Source organism: Lentilactobacillus kribbianus, assembly GCF_013184075.1.
GTDB classification, from domain to species: domain Bacteria; phylum Bacillota; class Bacilli; order Lactobacillales; family Lactobacillaceae; genus Lentilactobacillus; species Lentilactobacillus kribbianus.
Window position 1 is genome coordinate 121,698 of sequence record NZ_JABEQQ010000001.1, and the last position, 13,914, is coordinate 135,611.

Sequence of the window (13,914 nt, forward strand, 5' to 3'; positions counted from 1 at the left end):
AGACATGAAATTACTTGCCTTATTAATTGGGATTATCTTTTTACTGGTCCTAATTATTCGCTTCAAAATTAATACTTTCGTTGCGTTAGTATTAACTGCTGCTGTTACTGCCCTTCTTTTAGGAATGCCAATGCAAAACATTGCCACTTCTATTGAAACCGGGATTGGTGGTCAATTAGGGGAACTATCAATGGTCTTTGGTTTCGGGGCGATGTTAGGTCGACTGGTATCTGATTCCGGTGGGGCCTACATTATTGCCAATACCCTAATTGAAAAATTTGGTCGTTCACGATTGCAATTGGCTGTAATGGTTGCTTCATTTATTCTTGGAATTGCCCTCTTCTTTGAAGTTGGGATGGTATTATTGGTACCAATCGTCTTTGCTATCGCGGTAGAAGCCGGGGTTCCAATTTTATTCTTAGGTATTCCAATGGCAGCTGCACTATCAGTTACCCACGGATTCCTACCTCCTCATCCTGCTCCAACTGCTATCGCTCAAGCCTTAGGCGCTAACGATGGTAAGGTATTGCTATTTGGTTTAGTAGTTGCTATTCCAGCTGCTTACATTGCTGGTCCATTATTTACTAAAGCTGCTGAAAAATTTGCACCTGATGCTTTTGAAGCTAAAGGAAACTTATCTTCTATCGGAGAAATCAAACACTTTTCTAAAGAAGAATCACCATCCTTTGGACTTTCTGTTTTAACTGCTCTTTTCCCAGTTATCTTGATGGCTATCACTACCGTTTACAAAATGACGGTTGATGGTGGTGCTATTCCTAAGAACCCATCAACTATGGATTCTATCGTTGCCTTCATTGGTTCTCCAAGTATTGCTATGTTAATTTCATTATTATTTGCAATGTGGGCAATGGGTTGGGCTCGTAATCGAACTACAGCTCAAATTATGGAATCACTTGAAAATGCCGTTAAATCAATTGCTATGTTACTCTTAGTTATTGGTGGTGGTGGTGCCTTTAAGCAAGTACTTATTGATGGTGGTGTTGGTAAAGAAGTTGCTAGCATGTTCGCTAACTCTTCCATTTCACCATTGATTCTTGGTTGGTTAGTCACTGTGGTTCTCCGTGTTGCTTTAGGTTCTGCAACCGTTTCTGCATTGACAGCTGCCGGAATCGTGGCTCCATTAATGGCTCAATCAGGTGTTGATCCTGCCCTTATGGTACTTGCCATTGGTGCTGGTTCATTAGCTGCTTCTCACGTTAACGATGCTGGTTTCTGGATGTTTAAAGAATACTTTGATCTTTCAGTTAAACAAACACTTCAAATCTGGACTGTTTTAGAAACTGTTATCTCAGTGGTTGGTATTGTTATCGTTATGATTTTGAACTTCTTCTTCCATTAAAAACAAAAAAGGCTTCCCATTGGGAAGCCTTTTTTTATTGTCTTATTCACCTTTAACCAATCGATCCTTCCATTTCAAAACTAATCAGCCGGTTAAGTTCAACTGCGTACTCCATCGGTAATTGCTTAGTAAATGGTTCCACAAATCCCATAATAATCATTTCGGTAGCTTTTTGTTCAGAAATACCACGACTCATTAAGTAATATAGTTGCTCTTCTGAAATTTTAGATACCTTAGCTTCATGCTCCAAAGCCACGTTGGCATTATTGATTTCATTAAATGGAATCGTATTAGAGCATGACAGATCATCCATGATAATCGTATCACACTCGATATGAGATTTAGAGCCATCTGCGTGCTGGCCAAAGCGAACCATGCCCCGATAATCAGTGGAGCCTCCCGTTCTAGCAATGGATTTAGAAACGATTGAGCTCGAAGTATTTTTGGCATTATGAATCATTCGGGCCCCAGAATCTTGCTGAATATGATTACTAGCAACTGCAATAGACAACATTGTTCCCCTAGCACCTTCACCATTTAAGTAAACACTAGGATATTTCATAGTTACTTTAGAACCCAAATTGCCATCTATCCACTCCATCGTAGCATTTTCTGCTGCTGCTGCCCGTTTAGTTTCTAAGCTATAAACATTATCGGACCAATTTTGAATGGTCGTGTAACGGCAATATGCGTCTTTAGCAACGTTTACCTCCACCACTGCTGCATGTAGACTATCAGAAGAATATTTCGGTGCTGTACACCCCTCAACATAATCTACCTTAGCTCCTTCTTCGACAATAATTAAAGTTCGTTCAAATTGACCCGAGTTCTCAGCATTTAAGCGAAAATATGATTGTAACGGCTGCGATGTTTGGACTCCCTTGGGGACATAAATAAACGATCCACCTGACCAAACCGCTGCATTCAAGGCTGCAAACTTATTATCAGTTGGTTTTACTAATTTACCAAACCACTTCTTAAATAATTTTGGATATTTTTTTAAAGCAGTATCAGTATCAGTAAAAATAATTCCTAGGGCCGCAAAATCTTCCCGCATATTATGATAAACCACTTCGGATTCATACTGAGCAGCTGAGCCAGCCAAATATTTTCTTTCCGCTTCGGGTACCCCTAAACGTTCAAAAGTTTTTTTCAGGTTTTCAGGCACATCTTCCCAATTGCGGAATTTCTTATCGGTCATTTTTTGGTAATAGCGCATATTGGCTAAATCCAGTTCAGATAAGTCCGGTCCATAGCTTGGCATGGGTAATTTTTTAAAAGTTTCATATGCTTTTAACCGATATTCAAGCATCCAACTGGGTTCATTTTTAGCTGCTGAAATTTCACGAACGGTGGCCTCGGTCAATCCTCGACCAGTAGAATAGGTCGGTTCGATATCATCATGAAAGCCGTACTCATATGCTGAATCGCCTAATATCGAATTTATTTCTTGTGTCATGACTAATCCTCTCTAGTATCTTGTTCGTCTAATAGTGCTCGTTGCAAGGCCCACCACGCTAACGTAGCACATTTAATTCGAGCCGGAAAACTAACCACGCTAGCTAAAATAGCCGCATCCTTTAACACCTTCAAATCGACTGGATCATGTTTTTTTCCCATTACCATGTCAGAAAAAGTTTTAGCCATTACCAATGCTTCTGCCATAGTTTTACCAGTCACCACATCAGCCATCATACTAGCTGATGCTTGACTAATCGTACAACCGTCACCAGTAAATTTGATAGCCTGAATTCGATGATTATTTAGTTCCATAGTCAAGTTAATAACATCTCCACAGGTCGGATTATTCAACGTTATTTGATTAGTGGCTGTCACTAATTCACCTTTATGATGTGGATGATTAGCATGATCTAAAATCACTTCACGGTACAAATTATTTAATTTAGATAAGCTCATGGTTAAAAAACTCCTTTGTGTCTTTTAAAGCTGCTAAGAAGTTGTCTAAATCCGCCCAATTATTATAAAAACTCAAACTCATTCTGACTGTCGCCTTCAAATCAAGTGCATTCATTAATGGTTGGGCACAATGATGACCGGCTCTAACAGCAACTCCATCTTGATCCAAGGCGGTCGCTACATCGTGTGGGTGCAGTGAATGGAGATTAAAAGCAATTACCCCAGTATGCTTAGTTACCGACGGCGGACCGTAAATAGTTAGCGTTGGATCTGCTAACAATTTAGGAAAAATATATTGAACTAATTCTTGCTCATGTCGCCAAATATTAGTCATTTCAATGTGATTCAAATAATCAATCGCTTTGCCTAACCCAATTACCCCCGCAATGTTTGGTGTGCCGGCTTCAAATTTATAAGGCAGCTCAGCCCAAGTGCTATCATACTGATTCACTACACTAATCATTTCGCCACCGTATTGGTATGGTGGCATTTTCTTTAACAAAGCTTGTTTACCATATAAAACACCAATACCGGTGGGCGCCAACATTTTATGCCCTGAAAATGCATAAAAATCAACATCCAAGTCCTGCACATCTACTGGTAGATGTGCCACTGCTTGCGCACCATCACAGACTACAACTGCACCATGTTGGTGGGCTAGCTTAGTTATCGTCTTAATAGGATTCACCACCCCCAAAACATTACTAGCATGAGCAATCGCTACTATTTTAGTCTTGTCCGTAATTTTTTGAGCCGCATCCTTTAGGTCTAAATCTTGTTCCTTGGTTAAATTAATGTACTTAAGGGTGGCATGTTTTTGCAGAGCCAATTGTTGCCAAGCAATAAGATTACTGTGGTGCTCCATAATGGTCAAAATAATTTCGTCACCAGCCTGAATGAACTGACCATAAGTACTAGCCACCAAGTTCAAACTATCCGTGGTCCCCTTGGTAAAGATAATTTCGTTAGCAGTGGTCGCATTAATAAATTGCCGAACTTGATCTCTGACCGCCTCGTATTGTTCGGTCGCTCGTTGGGCTAACGTGTGAATTCCCCGGTGCACATTGGCATTATCATGAAGATAAAATTGGTTGATTGATTGCAATACTGTCATTGGTTTTTGCGAAGTGGCTGCATTATCCAAATACACCAAGCTTTCCTCGTTAACCACTTGCTGTAATACCGGAAAATCACTACGTACTTGCTCCCAATCAGTATCCATTTGTTAACTTCCTTTCAATTGTTTCACTAAACTGTTTTCTAACCGATTTATTGTCTAATTCACTTAAAATCGTTCCTAAAAACCCGCGAATCACCATTCGTTTAGCCGTCTCTTCATCAATACCACGACTCATTAAATAATATAGTTGCTGTTGATCAACTTGGCCTACACTAGCTGCATGACCAGCCACGACATCATTTTCATCAATTAATAACATCGGATTAGCATTGCCATGAGCCTGATTAGACATCATCAAAACTCGATTTTCTTGTTCTGCTTTGGCTCCAGATGCGCCATGAAGAATATGACCAATACCATTAAATACTAATTCGGAATTATCCAAGAGAATGCCACGCTGTGCGATTCGTCCCTCCGTATGTTGGCCCCCATTAGTTACTCCAGTATTAATTCCCAGTCGTTGCTTTTGAGCAGAAATAGCCACCACTTTAGCTTCCGAGCTAGAGCCTTGACCCATTAGGTTAGTATTAAAATTAGCCACCGTGTCACCATAATTAAATAGCCCTATCGACCAATTCACCCTAGCATTCGGTCCTACCACTGCTTGACGTTGTAAATAAGTTAACGTTTGGGCTGCCATTTCATCTAATGCCGTAAATTCTACCCTACTATTTTCGGCCGCTACCACTTCCACCACACAATTGGCCAAATTAACTTGCGTACCGCTAGTAATTTGATGCTGCATAATATTAAGTCGACTATTAGCTTGCGTCACAATTAAGACCCGCGAAATAAACGGTTGCTGTTCATGTTTACTATTGGACTTCAACTCTAATTGAAGAACTTGTTTGCTATTTACTTCTTCAGGAACATAGATAAAAATCCCGTTGTTAACCAACGCTTCATTGTACTTGGTTAATTGATCTGAATTATCCTTAAGTGCTTGACCCCAGTATTTAGCTACTAAATCACCATATTGGTGTAAAGCCGTCATCAAATCACAGACAATAACACCTTGACTTAATAGTTCGGTCGGAAGCGTTACCCGTATAGTAGTTGACTCAAATTGAATTAAACGAGGGTTCAAGGCACTAGGTGAAGCGTTATCGGTTGAAAAAGCGCCAGCCGTTGTCAACGGGATGAATTCAGTCAATGGAGTTAAATCCCAATTTTGATATTTAAAGCGCTGAATCACTGGCTTATTTAATTGCACAACTTGTTGAAGGGCTTGTAACCGTTGTTTAATAAACCAATCCGGCTCCTTATTTTGTTTGGCCATTGTAATTAGTCGGCTTCGAAATTCCGGTGTGATTTCCATATTTCCCTCCTAATTCTCATCCATTAAATCAACGCTCAAATTAAACTCATCACGTAAACCCGCATAACCTTCATTCTCTAGTTGCTTAGCTAATTCTGCGCCACCAGTTTTCACAATTCGTCCATCCATCATAATATGAACCACATCGGGTACAATATATTTTAATAAACGTTGATAATGCGTAATAATCAAGGCACCAAATTGGTCACCTCGTAAGGAATTAACTCCTTTGGAGACCACTTGTAAAGCATCAATATCTAATCCTGAGTCGATCTCATCTAATAAAGCAAAGGCTGGTTTAATCATCAGTAATTGCAAAATTTCATTACGTTTTTTTTCGCCACCTGAAAAACCTTCATTTAAGTATCGCTCGATCATTGCTTCATCCATATTCAATAATGCTAAATTGTGATCTAATGTCGTTAAGAATTCCATTACCCCAATTTGATTAGCTTCGGTTCTTCTAGCATTCATCGCCGCTCTTAAAAATTCAGCATTAGTGACTCCTTGAATTTCTGCTGGATACTGCATTGCCAAAAAAAGGCCTCTGCGTGCGCGTTCATCCACCGGCATCTCTAAAATACTCTCACCGTCTAATAAAATATCTCCTTGAGTAACTTGATAAGCTGGTTGTCCCATAATGGTTTCTGATAATGTTGATTTACCGGTTCCGTTGGGTCCCATGATGGCATGAATCTCACCGGTACGCATTAATAAGTTAACCCCTTTTAAAATTTCTTTAGGTTGATTAGCTTCTTCATCAGCTACCGAAACGTGTAAATTTTTGATTTCAAGTGTTGCCATATTTGCCGACCTCCACAGAATTTGTCTTTCTTCTTAAACTCATTAATAGATTTATTCTAGCTACATTTTTAATTAAAATCACCCCTTGACTTTTTCTATACCAAATTAAGATCAATAAAAAAACCTAGTAAGCCAATCACTTACTAGGTTTTTAGTTTATTCAATTGTTTCGTAAATTAATTCTGGGGCTTGAGCACTAGCTGAAATTTGAATATTGTCATACAACAATTTTTTAATATCTTCCACGTTTTCGCGATTACTGTGAATCGTTAAAATAGATTCACCTTCGTTAATAGCGTCACCAATTTTTTTATTCAAAACAATGCCCACGGCATAATCTAGAGGATCATCGGCTTTTTGTCGCCCGCCACCTAACAACATGCTGGCAATACCGACTTCATCTGCGGTCATTTTAGCAATAACCCCTGATTTAAGTGCCGGTAACTCAATTTGATATTGGGATTGCGGCATGACTTTTTTAGGATCATCGACAACTGCCGGATCACCACCTTGCGCAGCTACCATAGCTCGGAAACGTTCCAAGGCTTGACCATTATCGATAACGGTTTGACACATTTGTTGACCTTCTTCGATGGTTTGGGCTTTTTTACCCATCACCGCCATATAACCGCCAATAGTAACAATTAATTTTACTAAATCTGCTGGCCCTTGGCCTTTCAATAAGTTAATTGATTCTTCAATTTCTAAGGCATTACCAATACAACGTCCTAGTGGTTGATTCATATCAGTAATCAAGGCCATACATTGTAATCCAACGCCCTGACCAATATCTACTAAAGCCCGTGCTAAGGTTTCTGATTCTGCCAGTGTTTTCATAAAAGCTCCCGCACCAGTTTTAACATCAATAATTAATGCATCAGTACCAGAGGCAATTTTTTTACTCATAATAGAACTAGCAATTAGTGGAATAGAATCAACGGTGTCGGTCACATCACGCAACGCATAAATTTTTTTATCCGCTGGGGCAATGTTTCCCGTAGCTCCAATAATTGCTAATTTTTCTTCACGGACTTGATCTTTAAAAGCAGCTTCACTAATTTCCACTCGATAACCGGGAATAGCTTCTAACTTATCTAACGTTCCGCCAGTATGGCCCAAGCCGCGACCAGAAATCATGGGCACCGGAATGCCTAAGGCTGCCACTACCGCAGCTAGAGGAATACTAGTTTTATCACCAACTCCACCAGTGGAATGTTTATCTACTTTAATTCCTGGAATATCGCTTAAATCTAAATGGTCGCCTGACTTCATCATCGTCATTGTGAGTTCTGATTGTTCATTTTTAGTCATACCATTAAAATAAGTTGCCATCAAAAACGCACTGGTTTGATAGTCAGGAATTTCACCTGAAACTACCACATCAATAAAATATTGAATTTCTGCTGGAGATAATTCTTTACCAGAACGTTTTTTATGAATAATATCTACCATGCGCATTATTAACAAGCTCCTTTGTAATCGTTTTCATTTTATGTTTTAATAAAAGCTCAATTCAGTGACAGATCGAATTGGGCTTTTACCTTCATTAATAATCAACTAATAATTGGGCCAAATACTGATCAAGTACCGCACAATTGGCATAACCCGCCTTTAAGACTGCATCAACACCAGCCACCTTATGATTACCAGCAGCCAGCAAAATGGTATGGTCTTTTTGGGCTAGATCATCTAAGTCAATTCCGATAGTTCTTTGATTGATTTTATCGTTAACAATGTGGCCCTGTTCATCAATAAACCGTGAACAGATATCCCCCACTGCCGTTTGCTGTAATTCTTGTTTTTCTTCCTCATTAAAATAGCCTAGTTGAAAAACCAATGCTTGCGGTCGTACGGTTCCCACAGTAAACAATGCTACATTTGCTTTTTTACCTAAATCTAGCACATGCCGAATATGGCGATCTTGTTCTACCATTGTTTTAGTAATTTGATTATCAAAAATCACTGGTAACGGAAGGTATTCTGGATTAACCCGGTAAGCGCCAGCCAATTCATTGATGCTTTCATAGGCATAGGTCTTTTTGTTGGAATAGCTGACACTTCCCTTTAGCTGTACCACCTGAATACCACTCACTGATTGTTCCTCTAGTTGCTCCGTTAAATGGTGAACTGTCTTGCCCCAACCGATACCAATAATATCACCGGGCTTAACTATGGACGTCAAGACGTTAGCGGCGTAGCGACCATATGTATGCCAAAAATTAGGTTCGGAAAGATTTTCTGGCACCACATGCACATCAGCATGATACTTTTCGGATAATTGTTTACTCAAATTTTCAGTGGTATAAATGGGATTCACCACCTGAATTTTAACGACGCCAACATCCTTGGCGTATTGTAACAATCTAGATACTGTTGGCCGTGAAACGCCCATTTGATCGGCTATTTCTACCTGACTCAAATTATGTTGATAATACATTTCAGCAACCATAATACTTTGTTTTAATTTTTCTTGATCTAGACTGTCCATCAATTTCTTACCCCTATTCTTTGATGTTAGCGATTGCTGTATCCAAAGATAAGCGAATCATTTCGTCAAAGGATGTTTCCCGTTCTTTAGCAGTAGTCTTTTCACCAGTTAATAAATGATCACTGACCGTTAAAATAGTTAAAGCTCGAATGTGATGCTTAGCAGCTAACAAGTATAGGCCCGAAGTTTCCATTTCAGTGGCAATTACGCCATAATCGGTTAACTTCTTCATATCAATTTCATCGTTATAAAAACGATCAGCTGCAAAGATATTCCCTACTTTAGGCGTTAAGCCACTATCTTTAGCGGTATGATAAGCAGAGTCTAACAACTCAAAGTCAGCGATTGGGGAATAATAAATACCTGGGCCAAATGTGTTGGCAATAATTGAAGAATCAGTCGTTCCCGCTTGTCCCAAGATAATATCACGAATCTTAACGTCTGGACTCATGGCCCCACAACTACCAACCCGATAAATTGTATTAACCCCAAATTCTTGAATCATTTCAGTAGTGTAAATAGCTAATGACGGAATTCCCATCCCAGATCCTTGAACCGAAATTCGTTTACCTTTATAAGTTCCAGTAAATCCTAACATATTTCTTACTGAACTATAGTTTACTACATCATCTAGGTAAGTTTCAGCAATATATTTAGCTCGTAGCGGATCACCAGGCATTAAGACCGTCGAAGCAATGTCGCCGCGTTTAGCACCAATATGTGTACTCATTGTTATTCCTCCACTTATTTCAAATCATTTAAGAAACTAGTACCAGCTTCACTACCAATTACATTAAAATTATCTAAAACCGTTTGCCCAAAATCAGCAAATGTTTGCCGAATACCCAAACTACCATTTTCATTCATTGATGGTGAATAAGCAATTAATGGAACTAATTCTCGGGTATGATCAGAACCTTTAAATCCCGGGTCGTTACCATGATCAGCCGTTAAAATAATCAAATCATCATCTTTTAAGTTAGCTAAAACTTGACCCAGACGTTGATCAAAGTCCATTAATGCTTGTCCAAATCCAATTGGGTTACGTCGGTGACCATACATAGCATCAAAATCTACTAAATTCATGAAACAAAAACCTGTAAAATCTTCTGCCATGACGTGGTCCAAATGATCCATTCCATCCATGTTACTTTCGTTGTGATACCCTTCTGCAATACCTTTACCAGAAAAAATGTCATTGATTTTACCAATACCAACCGTATGCACATCATTTTCTAAGAGATAATCTAAGTCGGTTTTACCAGTTGGTTCCAAAGTGAAATCATGGCGGTTAGCCGTTCTAACAAAGTGATCTTTATCAGGACCTACATAGGGACGAGCAATTACTCTTCCTACCAAGTACTTAGGACCATTCACAATTGAACGAGCAAATTCACAAATTTTGTATAATTCTTCCAACGGAATAATTTCTTCATGAGCAGCAATTTGTAAGACAGAATCACCAGAAGTGTACACGATTAAATCTCCGGTTTTCATTTGTTGTTCACCAAGTTCCGCAATAATCTTAGTCCCAGATTCAGGACGGTTCCCGATTACTTTACGGCCCGAAAAATCCTCTAATTGCTTAATTAAATCAGCTGGAAATCCATTCGGAAAGGTACTAAGTGGTTTCATAACGGGTAAGCCCATCATTTCCCAATGACCATCCATACTGTCTTTACCAGCGGAAACTTCTTGCATTTTACCATGATAACCCAAAGGCTTTTCTACAGCCGGTACACCATCAATTGCTTCCTCTCGTAAATTGGAAATTCCCAGTTTAGCCAAGTTAGGTAAGCTCAACTTGCCTTCATAAGCTTTACCGACGTGTCCTAATGTATCAGAACCAACATCTCCATATTTATCAGCATCCGGTGCATTACCGGTTCCAACAGAATCTAACACGATTCCAAAAATTCGATTGTATTTTTTATAACTCATGGTGACCTCCTGTAGAAAATTACTTTTTATTAACGAACTTATTATTCAGATAAAATTTTAACGGTAGCACTAACACCCAAACGACTAGCACCCGCTTCAATCATCTCTAGTGCTTCTTTACGAGAGTGAATGCCACCAGAAGCTTTAACTCCCAATCGGTCTCCTACGGTAGCTCTCATTAAAGCCACATCGGCCAATTTAGCACCAGCTGAACTAAATCCAGTAGATGTTTTTACATAATCAGCACCAGCTGCTTCAGAAGCTTGGCAACCGCGGACAATTTGATCATCATTTAAGTATGACGTTTCTAAGATCACTTTTAGTAATTTACCCTTAGCATGAGTGGCTTCTGCTACTTTACGAATATCTTCAGTGACATTATCATCATGGCCAGCAATTAATTCACCGATATTAATTACCATGTCAACTTCTTCAGCGCCATCATCAATGGCTGAATTAGTTTCAAAAACTTTGGTTGCAGTATTAGTGGCTCCTAGTGGGAAACCAACAACGGTAATTGGATTAACGGTAGAACCAGTCAATTCTTTCGTTACTAATGGAATCCAGTATGAGTTAACACAAACCGAAGCTGTATCGAATTCAACCGCTTCCTGACAGGTTTTAATGATATCTTCTTCAGTTGATTCCGGACTTAAGTTAGTGTGATCCAAATATTTTGCGAGTTCTTTAGTAGTAAGTTCCATGATAATGTAACCCCTTTCATTTTTTGACTCCTTAAGCATAACGGATTTTTGAACATTTGTAAACGCTTTTGTTTGAAATTGTGTTCAACTATTGATTTGAAATAACTAAAAAAATCCTTAAAACTAGCGGTTAGACTAATTTTAAGGACTGTTAAAATAATTTTATTTAGTTGTTACGTTGCGGCGCTTGATCCAACTCCGCTTGAATCATCCACAGTCGTTTTTCTGTGGCCGTCTTAAACCCAATAAAAATGTCTTGCGTACTATAATCCATTTCATCACCACTAACTTCAATACCTTGCTGATACAGATCCGCTAAATAGCGATAATCACGGGCTAAAATAGTTAAACGCTCTGGAATGGATTTGGCAAAAGTACCTGGTTCATCTGCTATTTTAGTATGCTCGGCCATTTCCTTTAGCGTCGAGTACGGCGCCCCATCAATCGCAATGAGGCGTTCTGAAATTTCGTCTAATTGATCATTTAAATCGGCCATCCAATCATCCATTAAAGGATGCAACTTTAAAAAGTTGCTGCCCCGCATATACCAGTGGGTCTGGTGTACTACCATCGCTAATTGAGATAAATCGGCAACACATTGATTCAAAACTACCTTGGTTTGTTTATATGGCATCTTAATAACCTCCAGTTATTAAAGCTAATTAAAGAAATCAATTGGGGTTTTATCAATTAAACTATCAGAACTTCCTCACCTCCATAGTAAGTGCAATTAATACTAATATCAGTGTAACAAGCTGCCTTTTACGTTGTCAAAAAAGACGCCACTTCAAGTTGAAGTGACGTCTTTTTTAATTTAGCGTTCTAACACGGTGACACTTTCCACATGAATGGTTTGCGGGAATTGATCAACTGGTTGAACCGGTTGGTTAATGTGATAACCTTTGCCTGCAAATAATTGTACGTCCCGAGCTAAGGTGGCTGGATTACATGATACATAAACCACTTTTTTCGGATTCATGGCCGCCACACTGTCAATCAAAGTACTATCAAGTCCTTTACGTGGTGGATCCACAAAAACAACGTCTGGCTTCAGGCCATCAGATTGCCATTTACTCATTTGTTCTTCGGCCTTGGACGCCACAAAACTAACGTTTCTAATATTATTAATTTTAGCGTTATGCTTGGCATCTTCAACGGCCTGGTCCACAATTTCCACCCCGTAAACTTTCTTAACGTGTTGAGCCACAGCTAAGGAAATGGTCCCAATACCACAATAAGCATCTACAACTACATCATCTTTTTGCAAATCAGCTTTATCAATGGCTAATTGATATAGTTTTTCAGTTTGCACGGGATTAATTTGGTAAAACGAAGTAGCCGAAATAGCAAACTTCAAACCAAGCAATGTATCAGTAATTACGTTTGAACCGGCTAACACATTATTGACTGGTCCCATTAAAGCGTTAGTTTTAGCACTATTAACGTTTTGAATAATACTCTTCACTTCGGGTAATTTAGCTAAAATTCCCGCCACAATTTCATCGGTATGCGGAATCTTCTTAGCTCGCGTAACTAAAACAATCATCATTTCGTGCGAGTAATAACCGCGACGAACCATGATGTTGCGAACAACCCCTTTATGGTGTTCTTCGTTATAAGGGGCCACATGGAAGGTCCGCAGCAAATCACGCACCACCAAAATGGCTTCATCAATTTTTTGATCTTGAATATAAAAATCTTCAATTGGAATTAAGTCATGCGAATGTTTGCGGTAAAAGCCGGTTTCTAGTCGACCATTAATCAATCGGACTGGTACTTGAGCTTTATTACGGTAATGCGTGGGGTCGTCCATTCCGATAGTAGGATTAACCTCAACATCATCTAATCCTAACTTTTGAAAATCGACGGCCACTTGGTGTTGCTTGAATTTTAATTGGGCTGAATAAGTTAAATGCTGCAAAGTGGCAATTCCCGTTTGGGTATAGGCCTTATCAACTAATTGCACCCGATCAGGACTAGTCGTGATAAAACTAGTCACCCGGCCAAAGGCAAAACTATGTTTAACCTTGGTAATTTGCACTTTAATTTCTTCACCTGGGAGAGCATTTTCGATGAAAATTGGAAAATTATCGATTTTAGCAACCCCGAGTCCCTGATAGCTTAAATCTGCAATCGTTACATTATATTCTTGGTTCTTTTCAACTGGTTGTGTTTTTTTCATGTTTATCCTTATATTTGGTT

General features: G+C 39.1%; 13 protein-coding genes. 1 reads left to right on the forward strand and 12 read right to left on the reverse strand.

Going from position 1 to position 13,914, the window contains the following annotated elements; genetic code table 11:
* Positions 1-4: 4 nt before the first annotated feature.
* Entirely contained in the window at positions 5-1,360 is a 1,356-nt protein-coding gene (locus tag HII32_RS00705; protein ID WP_172187339.1) for a gluconate:H+ symporter, read from the forward strand.
* Between the two features lie 52 nt (positions 1,361-1,412).
* Here HII32_RS00705 and sufB read toward each other — a convergent pair whose 3' ends face one another.
* From sufB to rlmD, 12 genes are all read right to left on the reverse strand, one after another.
* Positions 1,413-2,819, reverse strand: a complete 1,407-nt coding sequence (sufB, locus tag HII32_RS00710) for a Fe-S cluster assembly protein SufB (RefSeq protein ID WP_172187341.1) — start codon at positions 2,817-2,819, stop codon at positions 1,413-1,415.
* A gap of 2 nt (positions 2,820-2,821) precedes the next feature.
* Positions 2,822-3,277 carry a Fe-S cluster assembly sulfur transfer protein SufU gene (gene sufU / locus HII32_RS00715; protein WP_172187343.1) on the reverse strand — a complete coding sequence of 152 codons (456 nt, stop codon included), beginning with the start codon at positions 3,275-3,277 and terminating at the stop codon, positions 2,822-2,824.
* The gene (locus tag HII32_RS00720) at positions 3,264-4,499 is read right to left on the reverse strand and encodes an aminotransferase class V-fold PLP-dependent enzyme (RefSeq protein WP_172187345.1); all 1,236 of its coding nucleotides are present in this window, start codon (positions 4,497-4,499) and stop codon (positions 3,264-3,266) included. Before HII32_RS00720 ends, sufU begins: the two co-directional genes overlap by 14 nt.
* Positions 4,489-5,775: a Fe-S cluster assembly protein SufD gene (gene sufD / locus HII32_RS00725; RefSeq protein ID WP_172187347.1), complete on the reverse strand. Its 1,287-nt coding sequence runs from the start codon at positions 5,773-5,775 to the stop codon at positions 4,489-4,491. The genes HII32_RS00720 and sufD overlap by 11 nt, the downstream gene beginning before the upstream one ends.
* 9 nt (positions 5,776-5,784) lie before the next feature.
* Positions 5,785-6,579, reverse strand: coding sequence for a Fe-S cluster assembly ATPase SufC (sufC, locus tag HII32_RS00730; RefSeq protein WP_172187349.1), 795 nt, complete (start codon positions 6,577-6,579; stop codon positions 5,785-5,787).
* 156 nt (positions 6,580-6,735) lie between these two features.
* Positions 6,736-8,037 carry a pyrimidine-nucleoside phosphorylase gene (locus HII32_RS00735; RefSeq protein ID WP_172187351.1) on the reverse strand — a complete coding sequence of 434 codons (1,302 nt, stop codon included), beginning with the start codon at positions 8,035-8,037 and terminating at the stop codon, positions 6,736-6,738.
* A gap of 88 nt (positions 8,038-8,125) precedes the next feature.
* Entirely contained in the window at positions 8,126-9,067 is a 942-nt protein-coding gene (locus HII32_RS00740) for a sugar-binding transcriptional regulator (RefSeq protein WP_172187353.1), read from the reverse strand.
* A 13-nt stretch (positions 9,068-9,080) separates the two neighbouring features.
* Complete coding sequence (gene deoD / locus HII32_RS00745) at positions 9,081-9,797, reverse strand: purine-nucleoside phosphorylase (RefSeq protein ID WP_172187355.1); 717 nt, start codon at positions 9,795-9,797, stop codon at positions 9,081-9,083.
* 14 nt (positions 9,798-9,811) lie between these two features.
* On the reverse strand, positions 9,812-11,008 hold the full coding sequence (locus HII32_RS00750) for a phosphopentomutase (protein WP_172187357.1): 1,197 nt from the start codon (positions 11,006-11,008) through the stop codon (positions 9,812-9,814).
* A 41-nt stretch (positions 11,009-11,049) separates the two neighbouring features.
* Positions 11,050-11,712, reverse strand: coding sequence for a deoxyribose-phosphate aldolase (gene deoC, locus HII32_RS00755; protein ID WP_172187359.1), 663 nt, complete (start codon positions 11,710-11,712; stop codon positions 11,050-11,052).
* 166 nt (positions 11,713-11,878) lie between these two features.
* The gene (locus HII32_RS00760; protein ID WP_172187361.1) at positions 11,879-12,346 is read right to left on the reverse strand and encodes a Dps family protein; all 468 of its coding nucleotides are present in this window, start codon (positions 12,344-12,346) and stop codon (positions 11,879-11,881) included.
* A 180-nt stretch (positions 12,347-12,526) separates the two neighbouring features.
* A complete protein-coding gene (gene rlmD, locus HII32_RS00765) occupies positions 12,527-13,894 on the reverse strand; it encodes a 23S rRNA (uracil(1939)-C(5))-methyltransferase RlmD (protein WP_172187363.1) in 1,368 nt (455 codons plus the stop codon).
* Between the last annotated feature and the right edge of the window lie 20 nt (positions 13,895-13,914).

Excerpts from the sequence above, each read along its gene's own strand:
- HII32_RS00705 (WP_172187339.1), top strand. The coding sequence starts at position 5 with ATGAAATTACTTGCCTTATTAATTGGGATTATCTTTTTACTGGTCCTA.
- sufB (WP_172187341.1), bottom strand. The coding sequence starts at position 2,819 with ATGACACAAGAAATAAATTCGATATTAGGCGATTCAGCATATGAGTAC.
- sufU (WP_172187343.1), bottom strand. The coding sequence starts at position 3,277 with ATGAGCTTATCTAAATTAAATAATTTGTACCGTGAAGTGATTTTAGAT.
- HII32_RS00720 (WP_172187345.1), bottom strand. The coding sequence starts at position 4,499 with ATGGATACTGATTGGGAGCAAGTACGTAGTGATTTTCCGGTATTACAG.
- sufD (WP_172187347.1), bottom strand. The coding sequence starts at position 5,775 with ATGGAAATCACACCGGAATTTCGAAGCCGACTAATTACAATGGCCAAA.
- sufC (WP_172187349.1), bottom strand. The coding sequence starts at position 6,579 with ATGGCAACACTTGAAATCAAAAATTTACACGTTTCGGTAGCTGATGAA.
- HII32_RS00735 (WP_172187351.1), bottom strand. The coding sequence starts at position 8,037 with ATGCGCATGGTAGATATTATTCATAAAAAACGTTCTGGTAAAGAATTA.
- HII32_RS00740 (WP_172187353.1), bottom strand. The coding sequence starts at position 9,067 with ATGGACAGTCTAGATCAAGAAAAATTAAAACAAAGTATTATGGTTGCT.
- deoD (WP_172187355.1), bottom strand. The coding sequence starts at position 9,797 with ATGAGTACACATATTGGTGCTAAACGCGGCGACATTGCTTCGACGGTC.
- HII32_RS00750 (WP_172187357.1), bottom strand. The coding sequence starts at position 11,008 with ATGAGTTATAAAAAATACAATCGAATTTTTGGAATCGTGTTAGATTCT.
- deoC (WP_172187359.1), bottom strand. The coding sequence starts at position 11,712 with ATGGAACTTACTACTAAAGAACTCGCAAAATATTTGGATCACACTAAC.
- HII32_RS00760 (WP_172187361.1), bottom strand. The coding sequence starts at position 12,346 with ATGCCATATAAACAAACCAAGGTAGTTTTGAATCAATGTGTTGCCGAT.
- rlmD (WP_172187363.1), bottom strand. The coding sequence starts at position 13,894 with ATGAAAAAAACACAACCAGTTGAAAAGAACCAAGAATATAATGTAACG.